Annotated in this window: 20 protein-coding genes; 8 read left to right on the forward strand and 12 right to left on the reverse strand. The window is 68.2% G+C overall.

Translation table 11 applies throughout. The annotated features are described in order from the left end of the window. Positions 1-174: 174 nt before the first annotated feature. Complete coding sequence (locus JNUCC0626_RS22180; RefSeq protein WP_394621693.1) at positions 175-1,974, reverse strand: Xaa-Pro dipeptidyl-peptidase; 1,800 nt, start codon at positions 1,972-1,974, stop codon at positions 175-177. A gap of 108 nt (positions 1,975-2,082) precedes the next feature. On the opposite strand from JNUCC0626_RS22180, the gene add reads away from it, so the two are divergent. Next, entirely contained in the window at positions 2,083-3,084 is a 1,002-nt protein-coding gene (add, locus tag JNUCC0626_RS22185) for an adenosine deaminase (RefSeq protein ID WP_394621694.1), read from the forward strand. After that, positions 3,081-3,395 (forward strand): divalent-cation tolerance protein CutA, encoded by a 315-nt coding sequence (cutA, locus tag JNUCC0626_RS22190; protein ID WP_394621695.1) that lies wholly within the window; start codon positions 3,081-3,083, stop codon positions 3,393-3,395. Before add ends, cutA begins: the two co-directional genes overlap by 4 nt. Here cutA and JNUCC0626_RS22195 read toward each other — a convergent pair. Further along, a complete protein-coding gene (locus JNUCC0626_RS22195) occupies positions 3,378-3,869 on the reverse strand; it encodes a hypothetical protein (RefSeq protein ID WP_394621696.1) in 492 nt (163 codons plus the stop codon). The genes cutA and JNUCC0626_RS22195 overlap by 18 nt on opposite strands. Beyond that, on the reverse strand, positions 3,851-5,395 hold the full coding sequence (locus JNUCC0626_RS22200; protein WP_394621697.1) for a UvrD-helicase domain-containing protein: 1,545 nt from the start codon (positions 5,393-5,395) through the stop codon (positions 3,851-3,853). The genes JNUCC0626_RS22195 and JNUCC0626_RS22200 overlap by 19 nt, the downstream gene beginning before the upstream one ends. A gap of 298 nt (positions 5,396-5,693) precedes the next feature. Between JNUCC0626_RS22200 and JNUCC0626_RS22205 the strand changes: the two genes are divergently transcribed. The 3 genes from JNUCC0626_RS22205 to lspA are packed head-to-tail and all read left to right on the forward strand — an operon-like array spanning position 5,694 to position 7,999. Beyond that, positions 5,694-6,992: a 6-phospho-beta-glucosidase gene (locus JNUCC0626_RS22205; RefSeq protein WP_394621698.1), complete on the forward strand. Its 1,299-nt coding sequence runs from the start codon at positions 5,694-5,696 to the stop codon at positions 6,990-6,992. 4 nt (positions 6,993-6,996) lie between these two features. Continuing rightward, complete coding sequence (locus JNUCC0626_RS22210; protein ID WP_394621699.1) at positions 6,997-7,464, forward strand: YybH family protein; 468 nt, start codon at positions 6,997-6,999, stop codon at positions 7,462-7,464. Between the two features lie 49 nt (positions 7,465-7,513). Next, complete coding sequence (gene lspA / locus JNUCC0626_RS22215; protein ID WP_394621700.1) at positions 7,514-7,999, forward strand: signal peptidase II; 486 nt, start codon at positions 7,514-7,516, stop codon at positions 7,997-7,999. Here lspA and JNUCC0626_RS22220 read toward each other — a convergent pair. Further along, positions 7,971-8,627 carry an endonuclease V gene (locus JNUCC0626_RS22220; protein ID WP_394621701.1) on the reverse strand — a complete coding sequence of 219 codons (657 nt, stop codon included), beginning with the start codon at positions 8,625-8,627 and terminating at the stop codon, positions 7,971-7,973. The two genes, lspA and JNUCC0626_RS22220, sit on opposite strands and share 29 nt — an antisense overlap. Beyond that, the gene (locus tag JNUCC0626_RS22225) at positions 8,605-9,570 is read right to left on the reverse strand and encodes a DUF3500 domain-containing protein (protein WP_394621702.1); all 966 of its coding nucleotides are present in this window, start codon (positions 9,568-9,570) and stop codon (positions 8,605-8,607) included. Before JNUCC0626_RS22225 ends, JNUCC0626_RS22220 begins: the two co-directional genes overlap by 23 nt. Positions 9,571-9,648: 78 nt before the next feature. Here JNUCC0626_RS22225 and JNUCC0626_RS22230 point away from each other — a divergent pair, with 78 nt between their 5' ends. Both JNUCC0626_RS22230 and JNUCC0626_RS22235 read left to right on the forward strand, forming a co-directional pair. After that, entirely contained in the window at positions 9,649-9,996 is a 348-nt protein-coding gene (locus tag JNUCC0626_RS22230) for an ArsR/SmtB family transcription factor (protein ID WP_394621703.1), read from the forward strand. Next, positions 9,989-10,525: an SRPBCC domain-containing protein gene (locus JNUCC0626_RS22235; protein ID WP_394621704.1), complete on the forward strand. Its 537-nt coding sequence runs from the start codon at positions 9,989-9,991 to the stop codon at positions 10,523-10,525. The genes JNUCC0626_RS22230 and JNUCC0626_RS22235 overlap by 8 nt, the downstream gene beginning before the upstream one ends. A 77-nt stretch (positions 10,526-10,602) precedes the next feature. On the opposite strand, the gene JNUCC0626_RS22240 is transcribed toward JNUCC0626_RS22235, so the two are convergent. From JNUCC0626_RS22240 to JNUCC0626_RS22255, 4 genes are all read right to left on the reverse strand, one after another. Beyond that, positions 10,603-11,532 carry an MBL fold metallo-hydrolase gene (locus JNUCC0626_RS22240; RefSeq protein WP_394621705.1) on the reverse strand — a complete coding sequence of 310 codons (930 nt, stop codon included), beginning with the start codon at positions 11,530-11,532 and terminating at the stop codon, positions 10,603-10,605. Positions 11,533-11,557: 25 nt separating this feature from the next. Then, on the reverse strand, positions 11,558-11,986 hold the full coding sequence (locus JNUCC0626_RS22245; protein ID WP_394621706.1) for a CBS domain-containing protein: 429 nt from the start codon (positions 11,984-11,986) through the stop codon (positions 11,558-11,560). 139 nt (positions 11,987-12,125) lie between these two features. Beyond that, positions 12,126-12,287 carry a hypothetical protein gene (locus JNUCC0626_RS22250; RefSeq protein ID WP_285646227.1) on the reverse strand — a complete coding sequence of 54 codons (162 nt, stop codon included), beginning with the start codon at positions 12,285-12,287 and terminating at the stop codon, positions 12,126-12,128. 209 nt (positions 12,288-12,496) lie between these two features. Continuing rightward, positions 12,497-13,696 carry a DUF6923 family protein gene (locus JNUCC0626_RS22255; protein ID WP_394621707.1) on the reverse strand — a complete coding sequence of 400 codons (1,200 nt, stop codon included), beginning with the start codon at positions 13,694-13,696 and terminating at the stop codon, positions 12,497-12,499. Positions 13,697-13,783: 87 nt separating this feature from the next. Here JNUCC0626_RS22255 and JNUCC0626_RS22260 point away from each other — a divergent pair, with 87 nt between their 5' ends. Then, on the forward strand, positions 13,784-14,542 hold the full coding sequence (locus JNUCC0626_RS22260) for a hypothetical protein (RefSeq protein ID WP_394621708.1): 759 nt from the start codon (positions 13,784-13,786) through the stop codon (positions 14,540-14,542). Here JNUCC0626_RS22260 and JNUCC0626_RS22265 read toward each other — a convergent pair. The 3 genes from JNUCC0626_RS22265 to JNUCC0626_RS22275 form a co-directional block, all read right to left on the reverse strand. Next, entirely contained in the window at positions 14,539-15,195 is a 657-nt protein-coding gene (locus tag JNUCC0626_RS22265) for an EcsC family protein (RefSeq protein WP_394621709.1), read from the reverse strand. The genes JNUCC0626_RS22260 and JNUCC0626_RS22265 overlap by 4 nt on opposite strands. 28 nt (positions 15,196-15,223) lie before the next feature. Then, positions 15,224-17,722 carry a PEP/pyruvate-binding domain-containing protein gene (locus JNUCC0626_RS22270; protein WP_394621710.1) on the reverse strand — a complete coding sequence of 833 codons (2,499 nt, stop codon included), beginning with the start codon at positions 17,720-17,722 and terminating at the stop codon, positions 15,224-15,226. A gap of 87 nt (positions 17,723-17,809) precedes the next feature. After that, a complete protein-coding gene (locus JNUCC0626_RS22275; RefSeq protein ID WP_394621711.1) occupies positions 17,810-18,706 on the reverse strand; it encodes an ADP-ribosylglycohydrolase family protein in 897 nt (298 codons plus the stop codon). Positions 18,707-18,736: the final 30 nt, after the last annotated feature.

An 18,736-nucleotide genomic window follows, 5' to 3' on the forward strand; every position in this document is an offset into this window, starting at 1 on the left:
GGGCCCACTGTGGAGGGTGGGGATGGGTGTGGGGCCGGGGTTGTCGTGAAGTTGTGGACAGGTCAGCGGGTGTGGACAGGTTGAGATCTTGGGGTGTTCGGGAGCCGGGGTTTGTCGGGGGTTGGTGCTAGGGTGCCGCGCTTCGGTCTTGGGAGACCGAAGCGCGGCGCTACCTCAGAACGACTGGAACAGCGTGCGCCAGCCACCGACGATCGGCAGTTCCACCGACGTCCGGGTGAGGTCCAGCGAGAGGCCCGCACCCGGCTGGGGGCGCAGGGTGTAGTCGTAGTCGCTGGAGATCACGACGAACTCGAGCCGGTGCCCGGTCTGCAGGACGTAGTCGTCCGGCACGATCGGCACCTCGACGTCGTAGAACTTGCCGGGCTTGATCGGCGTGGTCCGGTCCGGCCGTTCACGGTTCTGCGGATCGGTCGATCCACGCGTGATGACATGCGACCTGCCGTCCGGGGCGCGGTCGACGAGCAGCGTCGTCACGTTGGCCGCGGGGCGGTCGAACGCGAGGCGCAGGTTCGCCGTCGACTTGCCGGACAGCCGCACCGGCTTCTTCGCCGCCTGCGAGGTGTAGGAGAGGCGGTTCGGTGAGGTCGCCAGGTCGATCAGCGACTCGGCCGTCTTCGTCGCGTCGTCGGTCAGCTTCTCGACGCCGCGGCCGGGCAGCACACCGAGGCCTCCCTTGGTGGTTCCCCCGGCGGACAGGCGCAGCTTGACGTCGGACGTGCCGGGAGCCGGCCAGTCCTTCTCGTCGACCCACGTCTTGTCCTCGCGCTGGATGGTCGCCTTCGGCTCCTTGTCGACGCCGTTGCGGTGACCCCAGAGGTACTGCGTGAACCAGCGGTTGAGCGTGCGTCGCCATTCGACCGAACGCAGCGTGTCGGCGTCGGTGTGGCCCGACTGGTGCAGCCAGATCTTGTGCGGCGCGCCGGTCTTCTTCAACGCCGAGTACCACTGCTCGACGTGCGTCATCTTGACGTTCCAGTCGTTGAGCCCGTGCACGGCGAGCACGGCCGCGCGGACCTTGCGGACGTCGTTCATGTAGTTGCGCTTGTCCCAAAACCGGTTGTAGTCGCCGGTGATGCGGTCCTGGTCCTTGGCGATCTCGGCGATGATCGGCTTGCAGATCTCGCGGTCCGCGCGCGTGTAGACGTACTCGGCGAGCACGTCGGCGTCCTCACCCTGGAACGTGCCGGGGGCGACGACGGCGCCGTCCGCGCGGTAGTAGTCGTACCAGTTGGAGATGGCGGCGATGGGCACGATGGCTTCGAGGCCGCGGACGCCGGTGGAGGCGACGGCGTTGGGCAGCGTTCCGTTGTAGGAGACGCCCATCATTCCGGTCTTGCCGGTGGACCAGGTCGCCTTGATGGCTTCGCCCGTGGCGGTGCGTGCGGACGCACGGCCGTTGAGCCAGTCGACGACGACACGCGCGCCGATGGTCTCGTTGACGTCGCCGGTGGTCGGGCAGCCCGTTGACTTGCCGGTGCCGAGCGATTCGGCGTAGACGACGGCATAGCCGCGTGCGATGAAGTACGCCTCGTAGCGGCCGGAGGTGATCGGGTTCGGGCCGAGTGCGGCGGTGATGCGTTCGTCGGAGGAGGACTTCAGCAAACGGCCGTTGCGCTTGTCGGGCACGTACAGCTCGACGTCGACGTTGTGGTTGGCGACGTCGTTGCCGCCCGAGAAGTACGGGCTGACCATGTAGACGACGGGGACTTTGAGGCCGCGTTCGGTGGCGCGGGGCCGGACGACCTCGGTGTAGACCTCGTCGTCCTTGCCGTCGCGGTCGCTGTCGACCGGTGCGCGGACCCAGAGGCTCTCCTTCACCACGTCCTTCGGATCGAAGACGGGTTGCGCCTCGCCGTCCTGGAACACCGGCCCTTCGGCGGCGTTCGCCGTGGCGGGCAGGAATGGCAGAACCAGCACCGCTGTCAGCAGTGCAACTCTTCGTGCGCCCCTCACGAGGCACCCCCAATGCGGAAGCCAGAGACAGGGATTCGCCCTGCACCCTCTCCTTTGACTGCAAGACATGTCACCCGTCGAACGGCCCTTGACCTGAGAGCATGGACCGTGCACATTTCCGACTTCGTCCGCGCGTTGCCGAAGGCCGAGTTGCACGTCCACCTCGTGGGCGCTGCCTCCGTCGACACCGTCCTCACGCTCGCGCGGAACCACCCCGATGGGCGCGTGCCGGTCGATGAGGCCGAGTTGCGGAAGTTCTACGAGTTCAGGGACTTCCGGCACTTCATCAACGTCTACGGCATCGTCAACGACCTCGTCACCACCGGCGAGGACGTCCGCACCCTCGTCGTCGGCTACGCCCGCGACGCCGCACGGACCAACGTTCGCTATGCGGAGCTGACGATCAGTGCGACAAGTCATCTGCGGGCCGGCATCGCGCCTGACGAGCTCGTCGAGGCGTTGCGCGCGGGTCGGGAAGAAGCGCTCGCGGCGCACGGTGTCGAGTTGCAGTGGATCTTCGACGTGCCCGGGATCTGGGATCGCGACTGGGGCATGACGAGTGCGCGGTTCGCGACCGAGTACCGGCCGGAGGGGCTGGTCGGGTTCGGGCTGGGCGGGTTCGAGTCGGATTCGCCGAGGGCGAACTTCCGCGAGGCGTTCGCGATGGCACGGGACGCTGGTTTGCACATGGTGCCGCACGCCGGGGAGACGACGCCGCCCAGCGAGATCTGGGCCGCATTGCGTGATCTGCGTGCCGAACGGATCGGCCACGGCGTCAGTGCGGTGCAGGACCCCGAGTTGGTGCGGTGCCTGGCCGACGAGGGCGTCGTCGTCGAGGTGTGCCCGACGTCGAACATCCGCACGGGTGCGGTGAAGTCGTTGGACGAGCACCATCTGCCGCTGCTGGTGGAGGCCGGGGTGCCGGTGACGATCAGCACCGACGACCCCGGGATGTTCCACACCGATCTCGATCGCGAGTACCTGGTGTGCCACGAACGGTTCGGGTTCGGGCGTGACGAGCTCGCCGGCCTCGCACGGGCGGCGGTGCGGGCGTCGTTCGCGCCGGCCGAGTTGAAGGACCGGATGTTGAAGGAGATCGACGCGCTGTGAGTGGTGTGTGCGTGGTGACGACGACGGTCGACTCCGACGAGGCCGCGGAGTCGCTGGCGAAGGGGATCGTCGAGGCGCGGTTGGGTGCGTGTGTGCAGATCGTTCCGATCCGCAGTGTCTACCGGTGGGACGGCGAGGTGCGCGTCGACGCGGAGTGGCAGTGCGTTGTGAAGACGACCGCTGTCCGCGCCGACGACCTCGTCGCGCACATCAAGGCGCAGCACACCTATGACGTGCCCGAGGTCGTCGTCACCCCCGTGATCGGGGGCAACGACGAGTACCTCGCGTGGGTTTCAGAGGAGACCTCGTAGGTGGCGCGGCAGTGGTTCGGTGTGCAGGACGCCTAGCCGTTGCGTTGCCCTCGTCAGCGCCACGTACAGCTCGCTGGGTGACATGCGTTGCGGTTCGACGACGAGGACGACGTCGAACTCCAGTCCCTTCGACGCGCGCGGTGGCATCCAGCCTTCGCCGATGACGGCGATCGTGCGGTCGTCGTGTGCGTTGGCGTGGGCGTCGAGTTCGTCGCGGACGGCGGCCGAGAGGTCGGTTACGTGGCGGGCCCACGGGCGGGTGCCGGCTGTGCGGACCGAGACCGGTGCCGACGCGTCGGGGTCGACGAGCTTCAGGACCGGGGTGGCGACGGCCATGATCTCGCCGGGGGTGCGGTAGTTGACCTCGAGGCGGCGGTAGGTGAAGCGGTCGAACACCGATCCCCAGCTGCGGACGCCGCCAGCAGCCTGGCGTTGGGCGAGGTCGCCTACGACCGTCAGGACTTGTTGGGGCATCGGCGCAGCAGTACGCGCCAGTCCATTGCGGACAGTTCTTGGGCCTCGTCGACGACGACGTGGGCGTAGGTCCACGTGCGGTCGTCGGCGGCGCGTTCGGCGAGGGTTCGGTGATCGCGTGCCTCGTGCCGGGCGGCCAGGACTTCGGCGTTGACGAAGTCGGTGACGATGTACTCGTCCGAGTCGGCGCGTTTGTCGATGGACAGGACGTCCATGACGCCGCGGGCGTATTCGAGGTGTTCTGCTTCCTCTCGTTTCGCGGCGCGTTCTGCCGTGCCGTCGGAGCCGAGGAGGTCCGCCAGTTCGTCGAGCAGGGGGACGTCGGACACCGTCCACGCCTCGGCTTCGGGGCGGTACAGCTCCGGGGCACCGATTCGGAAGCAGCGGCCCTCGTACAGGTCGGCCAGGAGTTGTTCGGGGGTGAGGAGGGGCCAGAGACGGTCGACGGCGTCGCGCAGGACTGGGCTGTGGCGGAGTTCGTGGCGGACGTCCTCCTCGATCTCCGGCCAGTCGACGCCGATCAGGCGCAGGGCCGGCGCTACGAGTTCCTCGGCCAGCGCGAGGAAGAAGTACTTGCGGGCGGCGTTGTGCGGGAGGTCGTAGTAGCGGGTCTTCTCTCGTGCGACGGCGGTGGTGTGGGCGTCCAGGGGGACGACCACGTCGTCCAGTTCGATCTCGATGGGGTCGTCGGGGAGTTCCTGGCGGTCGGCGACGGCTACGGCCAGGAGGTCCAGGACTGATATATCGCCTTTGAGTCGTTGCAGCGGCGGGGTGTCTTCCAGGTCTGTTGTGACGCCGGGGTAGAGCTCGCCGGGGGTCGCGAAGACGACGTCGGTCTCTCCCAGGGAGGGGAGGACGTCGCCGACGTAGCGGAGGAAGCCGGTGTTCGGGCCGACGATCAGCACACCGTGCCTGGAGAGGCGTTCACGGCGCGTGTACAGCAGGTATGCCACTCGGTGCAGGGCCACGGCGGTCTTGCCGGTGCCGGGGCCGCCCTCGATCACCAGGACGCCGGGGCCCGAGTAGCGGATGATCTCGTCCTGCTCGGCCTGGATGGTCGAGACGATGTCGCGCATCGTCGCGGTCCGGGGCGCGTTCAGGGCGTCGAGCAGTGCTGTCGTGTCGGTCAGCAGTTCGTCGTCGTGGAAGTCGCACAGTTCCCGGTCGCGGACGCGGAAGTGCCGTCGCAGGACGACGCCCTCCGGGTTCGCGGCGGTCGCCGTGTAGAACGGGCGTGCCGCGGGCGCGCGCCAGTCCAGCAGGAGTGGTTCGAAGTCGTCGTCGAAGAGTCCGACGCGACCGATGTAGGTCTGGTCGCCTTTCTCCGAGTCGATGCGGCCGAAGCACAGCCCTTCCTCCGCCGCGCGGTACTTGCCCACTTCCCTGGTCAGCAGGTCGACGAAGGCCTCGCGGTCCAGTCGCTGGGTGACGGTGTCCCGCAGGGCGGCCGCGAGGTCGGCGGCCGCTTTGTTCCGTTCTTTGTCGAGCTTTTCATACAGAGAGGTGATCCGTGCCTGTTCGCTCACCAACACCTTGCCCCCTGTGATACAATATTGCCATCTCTTCGGAAAATTCATTCCGAAAACGCAAAGCCATTCTTTGTATCACACTTCAGTCGTGCGCGGAACCCGTTGAGCGATCCCGCGATCAGGGCGTCCTCACTGCTTCTACCAGCGGAAAGTCACGTTGAGCTGGTGTCCGCACAGGCCTCAGAGGCGTCCGTTTCTGGTCCGTCGTTGTTCGTCGTCCACCGCAGCTGGAAATGTTAGATTCGGCTGGGCGGATCGCACTGCGGGGAGAGGCCGGAATGGACGTGGTCGAGGCATGAAGCTGGTCATCCTGGGTGGGGGCGGCTTTCGCGTGCCGCTCGTCTATCGCGCGTTGCTGGCCGATCGTTCGCCCGGCCGCGTGACCGAGGTCGTCCTGCACGACCTCGACGCCGCCCGGCTCTCCGCGATCGGCGGCGTGCTGGCCGAACTCGCGACGGATGTGCCGGACGCTCCCGCCGTGACGACTTCGACGGACCTCGACGAGGCGTTGCGCGGGGCCGACTTCGTGTTCTCGGCGATTCGCGTCGGCGGGCTCGAGGGGCGGGCGGCCGACGAGAGCGTCGCGGCGGGGTGTGGTGTGCTCGGGCAGGAGACCGTCGGCGCCGGGGGCGTTGCGTACGGGTTGCGCACGGTGCCCGTCGCGGTCGACATCGCGCGTCGTATATCAGTGCACGCGCCGGACGCGTGGGTCATCAACTTCACGAACCCCGCCGGCATGGTGACGGAGGCGATGTCGGCGCATCTCGGCAATCGCGTCATCGGCATCTGCGACTCCCCCGTCGGGCTCGGCAAGCGGGTCGTGCGTGCTGCCGGGGCCGATCTCGGCGACGCGTGGCTCGACTACGCCGGCCTGAATCACCTCGGCTGGTTGCGGGGTGTTCATGTGCGTGGGCGTGACGTGTTGCCGGATCTGCTCGCCGACACCGCGCGGCTGGAGTCGTTCGAGGAGGGCAAGCTGTTCGGGGCCGAGTGGCTGCGGACACTGGGGGCGATCCCGAACGAGTACCTGCACTACTACTACTTCACGCGTGAGGCCGTGGAGGCCGGTGCGTCGCGCGGGGCGTTTTTGCTGGAGCAGCAGAAGCAGTTCTACGCAGCGCCTTCGTGGGAGAGCTGGGAGCGGACCCGCCTCGAACGTGAACAGACGTACATGGCCGAGACGCGCGAGGACGAGCGGGACGCCGACGACCTCGAAGGCGGCGGCTACGAACGGGTCGCGCTCGACCTGATGCACGCGATCGTGTCGGACAAGCGGGCGACGTTGATTCTCAACGTGCCGAACAGGACGACGTTGTCGTGTCTCGACGCGGACGCCGTCGTCGAGGTGCCGAGTCTGGTCGACGCGAACGGCGCGCGGCCTCTGTCGGTCAGCCAGGTGCCGAACGAGGGCGTCGGACTCGTCACGGCGCTCAAGGTCGTTGAACGGGCGACCATCAAGGCGGCTATCAGTGGCGAGCGCGCGCACGCGGTGAAGGCGTTGGCGTTGCATCCGCTCGTCGACTCCGTCGCCGTCGCCCGCAAGATCGTGGACGCTCATCCGCTCCTGGCGGGGGTCTTCGGCGCTACGTTCTGAGGTCGTGGACATCGACCTTGTTCAGCAGCTCAACGATGACGTTTGGCATCCGTTCCGGCGGGCGTACGGGGAGCTGGACGCGCCGGGGTTCCTGAGCCTGTACTCGCCTGACCTGATTCGGGCGGGTGGGCCGGCGAAGGAAGTGCTCGGGTACGCCGAGTTCGCGGCTCAGACGGAGTCGTGGTTCGCCGACCTCGCTGACCGCGGGAGTGCGGTGAGCATCTCGTTCCGGTTCGTCGAGCGGATCGTGGCGGGCGACGTCGCGAGCGAGCGGGGCGTCTTCGAGCTCGTGGCTACGCGTGCGGATGGTGATGGACGCACGTTCTATGGGCGCTTCCACACATATTCGCGACGCACGGACGGACGGTGGCGCATCTGCGTCGACTACGACACCAACGAGCGGTCGGAGACTCTGGAGGAGGAGTTTCAGGCCGCTGCGGCGGTCGACGACGTCGACGCGTTCAAGGCGTGACCAGGGTCTGATGCCGAGTGGCGGTGTTCTTAACTACGCTCGTCGGCAAATGGACACCACCACCTCTCGCCGCGTGCCACTCGTCATGGGCATCGCCGTGCTCGTGCTGCTGCTGGACCAGGCCACGAAGTTCTGGGCCGAGAGCGCGCTGACCGGCCGCGCGCCCATTCCCGTGCTCGGGGAGTTCCTGCAGTTCAGGCTCCTCTACAACCCCGGTGCCGCGTTCTCGATCGGTGCGGGGTCGACGTGGATCTTCACCATCGTCGCCGCCGTCGCCGTCGTGATGCTCGCCCGGTACGGGATGCAGCCGCAGCCGAAGCTGCGGGCGGCCGCGCTCGCGTTGATGCTGGGCGGTGCGACGACGCACCTGCTCGACCGTCTGTTCCGGCCGCCGGGGTTCGCGCGCGGGCACGTCGTCGACTTCATCGACTACAACGGCTGGTTCGTCGGCAACGTCGCGGACATCGCGCTCGTCGGCGGCGCGATCCTGCTCGTGCTGCTGAGCTTCACCCCGACGAAGCAACCTGCCGAGTGAGCGTGTCGGCGCGGCGGGTCGTCTCGGGCAGCCGGTAGCGCGGGGCCAGGCGCAGCACTTCGGCGCATGCCCGGTCGAGGTCGATCTTGTGGCCGACCGACACGAAGACGGGCTTCACTCCGTCCTGCGTTCTGAGTGCTTTGCCGACGACGTCGTCGGCGTCCATGAGGAGGTCGCTCGTCGAGCCGCGGCTGGGGCCGGGTTGGTCGAACCTGCCCATCGGGTTCTTGGCGACGCCGATGCTCGGGATGCCGGTGTGCACGCCGAGGTGGCAGGCCAGGCCGAACCGGCGTGGGTGCGCGAGGCCCTGACCGTCGGCGACCAACAGGTCCGGCGCGACCTTCACCTGATCGAGCGTTCGCAGCAGTACGGGCATCTCGCGGAACGCGAAGAGCCCGGCAATATATGGGAAGTCGGTCTTGTCCTCGACGACGACTTCGTCGAGGACGGCCAGCGTGTTCGCGTCGAACACCACGCAGACGCCGACGACGGCGTCGTCGCCGCGGTAGCCGACGTCGAGGCCCGCGACGGTGTCGACGCGCAGGTCCGGGGCACTGGTGGTGATCACCTGGGTGCGCAGGCGTTCTTGCATCGCGACGGCGTCGTCAACCGTTCTGGGCCACTCCACGGGCGACAGTGTGCCGTGACGTGTCGTAGTGGGCGGCGAGGAGGTCGTCGCCGAAGTCACCTGAATGGCGACGCCAGACGGTGTGGACGTGGTTGGCCTCGTTGGCCGTGTTGTCGTACTCGATGAGCAGGTCCGGGCCCTGGACGCGGTAGTAGTGGCCCTCGCCCCTGCGCAGCGAGCCCTCCCACGAGAAGTGCAGGCGGTCGGGGTCGAGCCGGTCGAACTCCTCGTCGGCCAGTTCGTACGAGAGCCGGTCGAGGTAGAGGCGGACGATGTCGACGAACAGCTCGGCCGCGGGTTTGCCGAGTTGGGCCGGCGTCACGCCCACCGGGTCGGACGGACTGATGCGTGGTGCGTTGCCGGTGCGGATGTCGTGGGGTGCGGTGTCGGCGACGACGGCCAGGCCGCGGGCGGTCGGGCCCATGCGGTCGAGGAGTTCACGGGCCAGTTCCTCTTCGAGTTGAAGAGGCTGGGCCACGACGCGGCCGCGGTAGGTGACGCGGGCCGGGTTCGCGCCGAGGAAGAACGGGGTTGCCGCGACGCGGCCGTCGGCGACGACGACGTTCACCGAGAGGTGGTGGCCTTCGACGCGCCAGCCCCACGGTTCGTCGCCGCCGGGCGTGCCGAAGAGCACGGTCCAGTAGTCGCCCTGGTGGCGGTCGCGGTGGCCGCCTTCGCGGTGGTCGAGCACGTCTTCCAGTGCCATCACCGCTGCCGCTTGCGCGTAGGCGTGCGGGCTGAGGACGGTCGCGAGCATGCCGTGGACCGCTTTGCGCTGGTCTCGGTGGAGGTCGTTGAAGGCCAGTCCGGGGCGGGTGCCGGGGGTGTAGGCCCAGCGGTGGCGGAGGTCGTCGTCGGTGATCGCGCGGGTCGCTTCGTCGCGCTCGTCGGCGGCGAGCAAATTGATATATCGGCGCGTGGCGTCGGCGACGTCGTGCAGCATCACTCGAACTTATCCGCCTTGAGGTCGCGGAGCAGCACGCTCGACATCAGCCTCGACAGGTGTTAAAAACCTTACGTAATGAAGTTGCCACATGATGACGACGCCGTCTGGCGTGCCCTGGCGAACCCGCTGAGGCGCGCGATCCTCGACGTCCTGCGCACGGGCCCGCGCACCACGGGTGAGTTGGTCGAGGCGTTGGAGACGAGTCGGCACGTCGTCATGCAGCACCTCGGTGTGCTTCGCGAGGCCGATCTGGTGCTCGTGGAGCCGCGGGGCCGGAAGCGGGTCAACCACCTGAATCCCGTGCCCATCCAGCAGATCCATCAGCGGTGGGTCACGCACTACGAGCAGGACCGGGCAGCGGCGCTGGTCGGCTTGAAGATCACGGTCGAGAGCGCCGAACAGGAGGATGAGGACGTTGGCTGAACCTGGCACCGAGCTGTTGCACAGCATCGTGATCGCCGCGCCCATCGAGAAGGTGTGGGCGGAGATCACCCGACTCTACGGCAAGCAGCGCGCGATGATGGACGCGATCCTCGACTCCGCGCTCGAGCCCGGCGCGCCGTTGTACTACCGGTCGCCCGACGGCAAGCGGGTCTTCGTCGTCGGGCGGGTCGTCGAGGTCGACCCGCCTCGGCTGCTCTCCCACACGCAGCGGCTGACCATGCGCGACGATCCGTGGACCGTGGTCTCGTGGGAGCTCGCGGAGGTCGACGGCGGCACGCGGGTCACGGTGCGCAACTCCGGTTGGCCGGAGGGCGTCAAGCGGCTCGACAAGGTCGACGCCACGTGGAAGGGCATCCTCGCCGCGCTCAAGCAGGTCGTGGAGTCCGGCGACGTCGGCACCGGCCTGAAGTTCCAGTACGCGATGATGCGCGCCTTCATGTGGGCGATGCCGTCGGGCACCAAGACCGAGAACGTCCCCGAGCCGCCCGGCATCGACCAGGCCGTCTAGCACCTGACACCTGCTTCGCCCTCGGAGTTCGACGACGTCGTCGAACTCCGAGGGCAAAGCAATATATTGGATGTGGGTCAGGCGTGGCAGGCGATGGGGCCGCCGTGGAGCTCCATCATGTCCATCCACACGCGCTGGAGTTCGAGGCGTTCGGCGAGGGGTTTGCCGTCGAGTTCGTGGTAGGCGCGGTGGAGGTTGCCGACCAGGCGTTCGGACTCCTGCCACCACGAGAAGCGCGACTTCCCCGCCTCGCGGACGACCTCCATCGGGGTCTTGGCGGCGGCGTGGCCGGACGACGCGAGGTCCGCGAGGTAGGTCGTGTAGGCGACGAGGTCGTCGAGGACGCGGGTGATCTCGTCGCCGCGCAGCAGCGGGCCGTGACCGGGGACGACGACGTCGGCGTCGAACGCGCGGAGGAACTCCAGGGCCGACAGGTAGCCGTGGATGCTGCCCTCGGCGAGGAACGGCTGGCCGCCCGCGAAGACGAGGTCGCCGGTGAACAGGACGCGCTCGGCCGGGAGCCAGACGACGGTGTCGCCGCGCGTGTGGGCGGGGCCGGGGTGGTGCAGTTCGACGACACGCGTGCCCAGGTGCAGGGTCAGGGTCGTGGTGTAGGTGAGCGACGGCGGGCGGACCTCGATGTGGCCGTAGTCCGGACCGGCCAGGACCTGCGAGGCGAGCAGCCCGGCGGCGATGACCTCGTCGCGGCAGGCGTCGTGGCCGATGATGGTGGTCGCTGACGGGACCAGCCAGTTGCCGAACGTGTGGTCGCCGTGGTGGTGGGTGTTGACCACGTAGCTGGGGTCCGCCGGGCACACCGACGCCACCGAGGCGAGCAACGCGCGGTTGCGGGCCTCGGTGGACGTGGTGTCCACGAGCAGGAGCGTGCCGTCGGAACCGACGACGACGCCCGTGTTGTTGATCATCCAGGAGCCGTCCGGCTGGACGTAGCCGTGGACCCCTGGCGCTACCTCGACGAGCTCGGGCTGACCGGTGGAAGGTTTCACCCGATCAAGCGTAGTGAGGTGGCGTTCAGCCCTGAGCGATGTACGCCTGCAGCTGGTCGTGCGACTGCTCCAACTGGCCGATCCTGCTCTTCACGACGTCACCGATGCTCACGATTCCGACCAACCGGCCGTCGGAAACAACGGGGACGTGCCGGAAGCGCCGTTCGGTCATCACGACCGTGAGACTGTCCACGGTGTCTGAGGGCGTGCAGGTGAACACGTCGGCGGTCATGATCGCCGACACGGGTGATGCGAGCAGGTCGACGCCGGTTTCGTGCAGCCGGCGCACGACGTCCCGCTCGGACACGATCCCCGCCACGCCGGACGGGCCGACCACGACGATCGCGCCGACGTTGTGTTCGGCGAGCGCTCTCAACAGTTCGGACACGGGAACGTCCGGGTCGATTGTCGCGACCGCCGATCCCTTGGTCCGCAAAACGTCAGCGATCCTCATCTGGCGCCTCCGATCCTGTCGGTCCGGTAGCACCTCAGGCTAGATCGGATCCGGACAGAACGGGAGATCGAACCACGAAGGGAGCAGGGGGACGCGCTCGATCGCGTCCCCCTGCGGTGTCGCGCCGGTTCGGCGTCGGCTACGCGGTACCACCGCGGCGACGGGTCGCGAACTGGCGCGGCTGGACCATCGGTGCCCGCTGCTGCGGCAACGGGAAGTGCGTCTTCTGGTCCTGCTTGGCCCGCTTCTGCGCACGACGTGCGGCGCGGTTGCCGGGCTCGGGCTGGCTGGTGTCAGGCATGCGAAAGCCTCCTCACGAAGAGGGCGTGCAAAGGGCACGGCGAAGAACGGCCGTGAGAGATCGACCCGCGCGTTGGGTCACCGTGAGAGAGCGCGACGACATAGGTCGCGAGGGCAGCGTCGAGAGCGCTGCGGAGGTTCATCAGATGAGGAACATGTCCGCAACGCTAGCGACGTCGTCGTCGCACGCCAACTGAATTAACGCGAGGGTCAGCCCCGGACCCGTGCTGCTGCGGCACCGGCGCCGAGCATCACGAGGATGACGGTGACCATCGCCCACTTGCGGGACTTGGTCATCGGCGTGGTCTCGGCGGCGAGCGGGAGTTCCTCGCGCGGTTCGGGTCGCTGGCGCGCGGCCCGCACCGGAACCGGTTGCTGCGGAACGGAAGGCGGCGGCGTCACCACCGGAGGAGGAGGCGGCGGCTGCTGCACGACGGGCGCGGGCACCGGCGCCGGGGTCGTCACCGGCGGAGCGGGCGGGGGCGGAGGCGGTGGAGGCACCTCCGGGCGTGGCGCGGGAGGTTCGACGCGCGGGGGCATCGGGTTCGGCAGGCAGCCCGCCGCGTCGATCATGCCCATCTGCGGGCCCGTCGACAGCTCCACCGCCGCAGCACCCGTGATGCGGTAGAGGCGGCTGTGGCCCTTATAGCCGTTGTTGATGGCATAGATGGTGCCGGCGGCGTCGATGATGACGGCGCCGTAGGTCGACTTGCCGGGCAGGTCGGCGATCTCGGTCCGGCTCAGCACCCGCCCGGACACCGGGTCGAACGACACGACCTCGCCCGGTCCCCAGCCTGCGGCCGACACCCCGGTCAGCTTGCCGCTCACCGGGTCCGGGGTGAAGTCGTCGAGCGTCATGGCGGGCCAGTCCAGCACGACGGTCCGCACGATCTTGAGGTACGACGGGCTGGCGGGGTCGATGTCGATGGCGTGCAGCCGGGCGTTGTCCCGGACGTAGAACAGGGTGCCGACGACCGCGCCCGCGGACACGTCGTCGGTGCGGAACCAGTGCGCGTCAACGGGTCCGAGGTCGTTGACCACGCCCTTCGTGTCGATCAGCACCACGTGTGAGGGCTTCTTCCACCAGTGAGGCCCTCTAGCGGTAAGACCAACCAAACGGCCCAACGACGCCGAGTACCCCAGCGCGTTCACCGCGTAGTCCAGCCGGGCCACTTCCGTCACCCCACCGGATGACGGTTCCACTTTCGTGAACGACGAGAACCCGCCACGATTGGATGAACGCACTTGATAAGCGTCACAGTTCGGCTGCGCGGCCTGAGCAACGGCGCTGGTGAACGGCGCGGAAAGCACCAATAGCGTCGAGACCGCGCCCAACGCGAGCGAATCCCGCCGCCACCGGTATGGAGTAGCCCAATACGACAACCGGGTATTTCTGTCGTTGCCGCGCATTCCCACCTGACCATTACTCGTTAACCAGACCGTGCTGTACCGGTCACAGTAGACCGTGGTCTAATCCCACACCAGAAAGGAGCCGAATTGAGCATTTACCTCAGCGGCACGCTCTGGGTTCTCGGTGCTGCCGTCATCTCCGCCGTTCTCGTCGTCATCACCCGCCGGTTCGGCTCGGACGAAGTGGGCGAGAAGAACCTCGGCGCGGGCGGTTCGGTGTTCAGCATCGTCGCCGGCCTGCACGCGGTGCTGGCCGCGTTCATCCTGATCTCGCTGTTCGACGCGGCCAACGGCGCCGAGGAACAGGTGCAGCGGGAAGCGAACTCGCTGGTCGCCGTGAACTGGTCCTCGGACTCGCTGCCGGAGCCCGCGAAGTCCAAGGTCGACGGCCTGATCCGCGAGTACGTGTCCATCGTCGTCGACGACGAGTGGCCCCGCATGCGCGAGGGCGAGGACGTCGGCAACCGGGGCTGGACCACGTTGAACCAGCTCAGGGAGACGATCGCGACGTCGGCGCCGGACGGCGGCTGGCAGGAGGACCGCAAGGCCGAGGCCGCGAACCAGCTCTGGGAGGTCTACCAGGCACGACAGGAACGCCTCGACGCGTCGGGCGGCGGCATCAGCCCCGTCGTGTGGCTCGCGCTGCTGATCGGCACGGTCCTGTCGCTGCTGTTCCCGTACCTGTTCGGCGGGCCGAACCTGATCTCGCAGCTGCTGATCACCATCACGCTGAGTTCGACGCTGATCCTGCTGCTGTTCGCGATCTACCAGCTGCAGAACCCGTTCAGCGGCGGTGTGCTCATCCCGCCGGACGCGTTCAGCTCCGCACTCGACCGCCTGAGTTAACGCGAATCGGTCGTTCCGTCCGCTTCTTCGATCTGCACGTGCAGCACCTCGCCGTCGATGACCTTCGGCAATGCGTCCGTCTGAGCGAAGTAGCGATTTGCGAATGCGCCGACGGCTCTGGTAGAGGCGGCGTCGACGGTACCGCCGATGACGCCGCCCAACACCGGAACACCCTTGGCGGCGATGGTGCCGAGTTTCTTTGTACCGTATTTTGTGATGAGTGCCGACGCGGCCTTCTTGGTGAACTGCTTGATGCCGACTTTTTTGAACAGCTCGGTTCCGGCATTCCCGAGCAGGCAGAGCAGGATCGCCATCTGCACCTCGTCGCTGTCCACGTCGTGGCCGCGCAACGACGCGATGGACGCGATGAGGTGCGTCTGGATGACGTAGGTGGCCGCGACGTTGGACGGCAACGAGATCGGCAGCGTGATCAGGCCCCCGAGGTTCGTGATGAACCCCTGAGCGCCCGCCAGCGCGACGTGCGTGCGGATGAGGTGCTTGACCGCGTCGGCCTCGTCGCCCTTCTTGACGAGCGCGTCGGACGCGGACTCCTTCGCGCTCTTGAACGGCCCGAAGCCGTCCACACCGGCGCGCAGCAGGTAGTCGGCGATGCCCTGCTGGGCCTTGTTCAGCTCACCCTTGGACTCAGCCACAATCCCGACATTACGCGTCCCACGTCCGTCAGGAGACCTCAACGGGCGAGTCGGCCGTGGTCACCGCGCCGGTGCTGCCGTCCACGGTGATCCGTTCGCCGGTCCTGATCCGCGTCACGGCCTGGCGCACGCCCACGACCGCCGGAATCCCGTACTCCCGCGCCACCACGGCGCCGTGCGAGTTCGCGCCGCCCATCTCCATCACCAGGCCGCCCGCCGTCAGGAACAGCGGTGTCCAGCCGGGATCGGTCGACGGCGCCACGAGGATCTCGCCGGGTTCGAGGTGCGCGCCGACGGGGTCCATGACGACGCGCGCGACACCGGTGATCGTGCCCGCCGACGCCGGCGTGCCGACCAGGTCGCCCTCGACAGGGCCGCCGTGGTGCACGGCTTCGGGTTCCGTGCCGTCCGACAGCAGGACGCGCGGGATGTGCCTGCGTCGCATCTCGCGGTCGTAGACCTCACGGCGCTGCGCCACGAGTGAGCGGAGATCTCCGTGCTCTGACCGCATCTCCTCGAAGTTCAGGAAGAACACGTCGTCCGCGACGTCGAGGCGGTCGGCGGCCACGAGTTCCGCACCGATGGCGGTGAGCCGCTTCCTCAGCGCGCCGAACAACGTGATGATCAGGTACTTCGGGTACTCCCTCAGGCCGGCGAGCAACCTGGTGCGGCGCAACGCGAAGCGCACGAACCAGCCGCGTCCCCACGCCCGCCGGGCGAGCGTCTCGATCATCGCCTCGGCTTCGGCGGCGCCCCGTGCGAAGACCGCGTCCGGGTGCGCCTGCTCGCCCTCCAGGCGCAGGAAGTTCTTGACGACGCCGATGACGTGCGCCGGGTCGTCGGACCACCGCGGCAGGCCGAGGTCGATCTCGGCGACGGCCCGGTGACCCCACCGCGCGAGGAAACGGTCGAGCGCGGCCGGGCGTTCGCCGTTCTGGAACTGGCGCAGCGCAACGGGATCGTGGCGGATCTCCTGCGCCAGGTCCCACATCGCCATGTCCATCTCGGTGGTGATGTTGTTGGGCAGGCCGCGCAGGACGGTCTGCAACTCCCCCGGCCTCGTCTTCACGACCTTGCCGACGAGGCCGAGCATCGCGAACCCGATCAACGCCGTCGGCGCGAGGCCCGGCAGCACCGGCACGACGCACTGGCGCAGCGCCTGCTCGATCGTGAGCCGGTCGGACTTCTCCAGGACGTCGCGTTCCATCCGCAACGCGGCCTGCACGGCCTTTTCGGGGTTCACCAAGGCTTTCATCGCGGTCACGGGCACCCGGAACCGCCGGGCGAGCCGGAACACGCGCTTGAGGGCGGGCGCGGGCGAGTTGCTCCTGATCGCGAACCTCGGGTCGTCGAACAGGCCGCGCAGCACCTCGGACGAGCGCGCCTCCATCACGCCGAGCAGGCGCGTGACGAACTCGCGGCCGACCTTGCTCCGCAACACCTTGGTGACGTCGAAGAAGATGCGCTCGCCGTTCTCCACATAGGACTGGCTCGCCGGATCGCCGATGACGATCTCGAAGGCGGACCGGGCGACCTCCCGGAACGCCGCGCGGCCCATCGGCGTGATCGGCCGTTCGAGACCCTGCGCGAGGCTGAAGCAGAAGTAGACGTGCGCGCCGCCGTCCGGGTTGGCGGGCAACGGGAACAGCGTTGTGATCGGGCGCGCCTGGGTGAGGTGCAGCTCGCCGTCGTCGTCGATCGCCCACTCGGTGTCCTGCGGTGACCCGTAGTGCTGCTGCACCTTGCGGCCGAGGACGGCGAGCGCGTGGATCTGGCCGTCGGTGAGGCACGGCTCGTCGTTCTCGCCGACGTCGACGTGCTCGGTGCCGCCACCCGGGAGCGAGCGGATGACGAACTTCTTGTCCCCCAGTCGTTTCTCGACGATCTCGGCGCCGTCGACGACGAAGTGGTCGGGGTTGACGGCGCCGGACACGACGGCCTCGCCGAGGCCGGGGCTCGCGTCGATGACGATCTGGTCGCGCGTGCCGGTGACCGGGTTCGCGGTGAACATCACGCCGGACACCGCGGACTGCACCATCCGTTGCACGACAACGGCCAGGTAGGTGGTGGTGTGGTCGATGCCGTTCGTCTCGCGGTAGCTGACGGCGCGGTCCGTCCACAGCGACGCCCAGCAACGGCGCACGGCGTCGACGACCGCGTCCTCGCCCACGACGTTGAGGAACGTGTCCTGCTGGCCCGCGAAGCTCGCGAACGGCAGGTCTTCCGCCGTCGCGCTGGACCGGACGGCGACCGGGATGTCGTCGCCGAGCTTGCGGTACCCGTCGACGATCGCGTCCCGGATCTCCTGCGGCACAGGGGTTTCCAGCAACGTCCGGCGGGCGTTCTCCGGCGTGGTGCTCGCCAGCGCGTCGGCCTCGGCCACCTCGCGGTAGGCGTCGGTCGTGACGCAGAACCCCTGCGGCACCGGCAGGTCCGCCCTGGTGAGCTCACCGAGGTTCGCCGCCTTGCCGCCCACGGTCGCGAGCATCGTGCCGTCGATGGACTTGAAACCGATCGTGAACGCCATGGTGACCCTCCAGGTTCCGCCTGAAGAGGAGGTTACGAGGGTTCGGCCAAAAACTCAACACGTGATGAATAAATCACCTCGTCGAGGTCAAACCTCCTGTTCAGCGCGGTCGGACCAGTCTGGTAGCGGCTCTCGTTCGCGCCGCCACTGCTCCGGTGGGTGCGCGACGATGCCGCCGACGATCGCGGCCGTCGTGTCGATGTCGCCGCCCGCCCGGACGCACGCGGTGACGGCGGCCCGGTAGTCGCCGAGGTGGTGGGCGGCGACCCAGAGCGTGAACGGGACGGTGTCCTGGGCGGTCACGCGCGAGCCGTTGCCGAGCACGTACGCGGCCTCCTCGGCGTTGCCGATCTTGCGCGCCTTCTCGATTCCCTTGCGCACGAAGGAGTCTTCGAGGTGGTCGAGCACCGTGCCGAGCAGATCGGCCGGTGGTGAGCCCGTCAGTCTGGCTTTGGCCGCGATCGCCGACGCGTGCGCCACGGCGAGGCCGCCCATGACGCCCTCGGGGTGCTGGTGGGTCACCTCGCTGGCGCGGATCGCTTGTGTCGTCACGGTGTTCGGGTCGTCGGCGAAGTACGCGCCCAGGGGTGCGATCCTCATCGCGGCGCCGTTGCCGCACGAGCCCTGGCCGTTGAACGCACTGGTAGCCGCTTCTTTCCACGGCGTGCCCTGGCGGATCTTGCGCAGGATGGTGAACGCTCCGGCGCCGTAGCCGCGGTAGGGCTCGCAGCGTTCGGCGAACGTGGTGGCGAGGCGGGTCTGGTCGACTTCGCCGTGGTCGCGCAGTTCGGTGACGAGGTTGCAGGCCATTTCGGTGTCGTCGGTCCACTCCCACGGGCCCCGTGGCGGCTGGCCGGCCACGAGGTCGGGCAACGAGCGGCCGACCATGAAGAACTGAGCGCCCAGAGCGTCGCCGACGGAGAGGCCGTCGAGCGAGGCGTATGCGAGGTCCAGGCGCGCACGAGTGTGCAGAACTATGCGCATCACCTGCGATTTTACCGGTTTGGCCTACGC

Source organism: Lentzea sp. JNUCC 0626, assembly GCF_043632865.1.
Classification (GTDB): domain Bacteria; phylum Actinomycetota; class Actinomycetes; order Mycobacteriales; family Pseudonocardiaceae; genus Lentzea.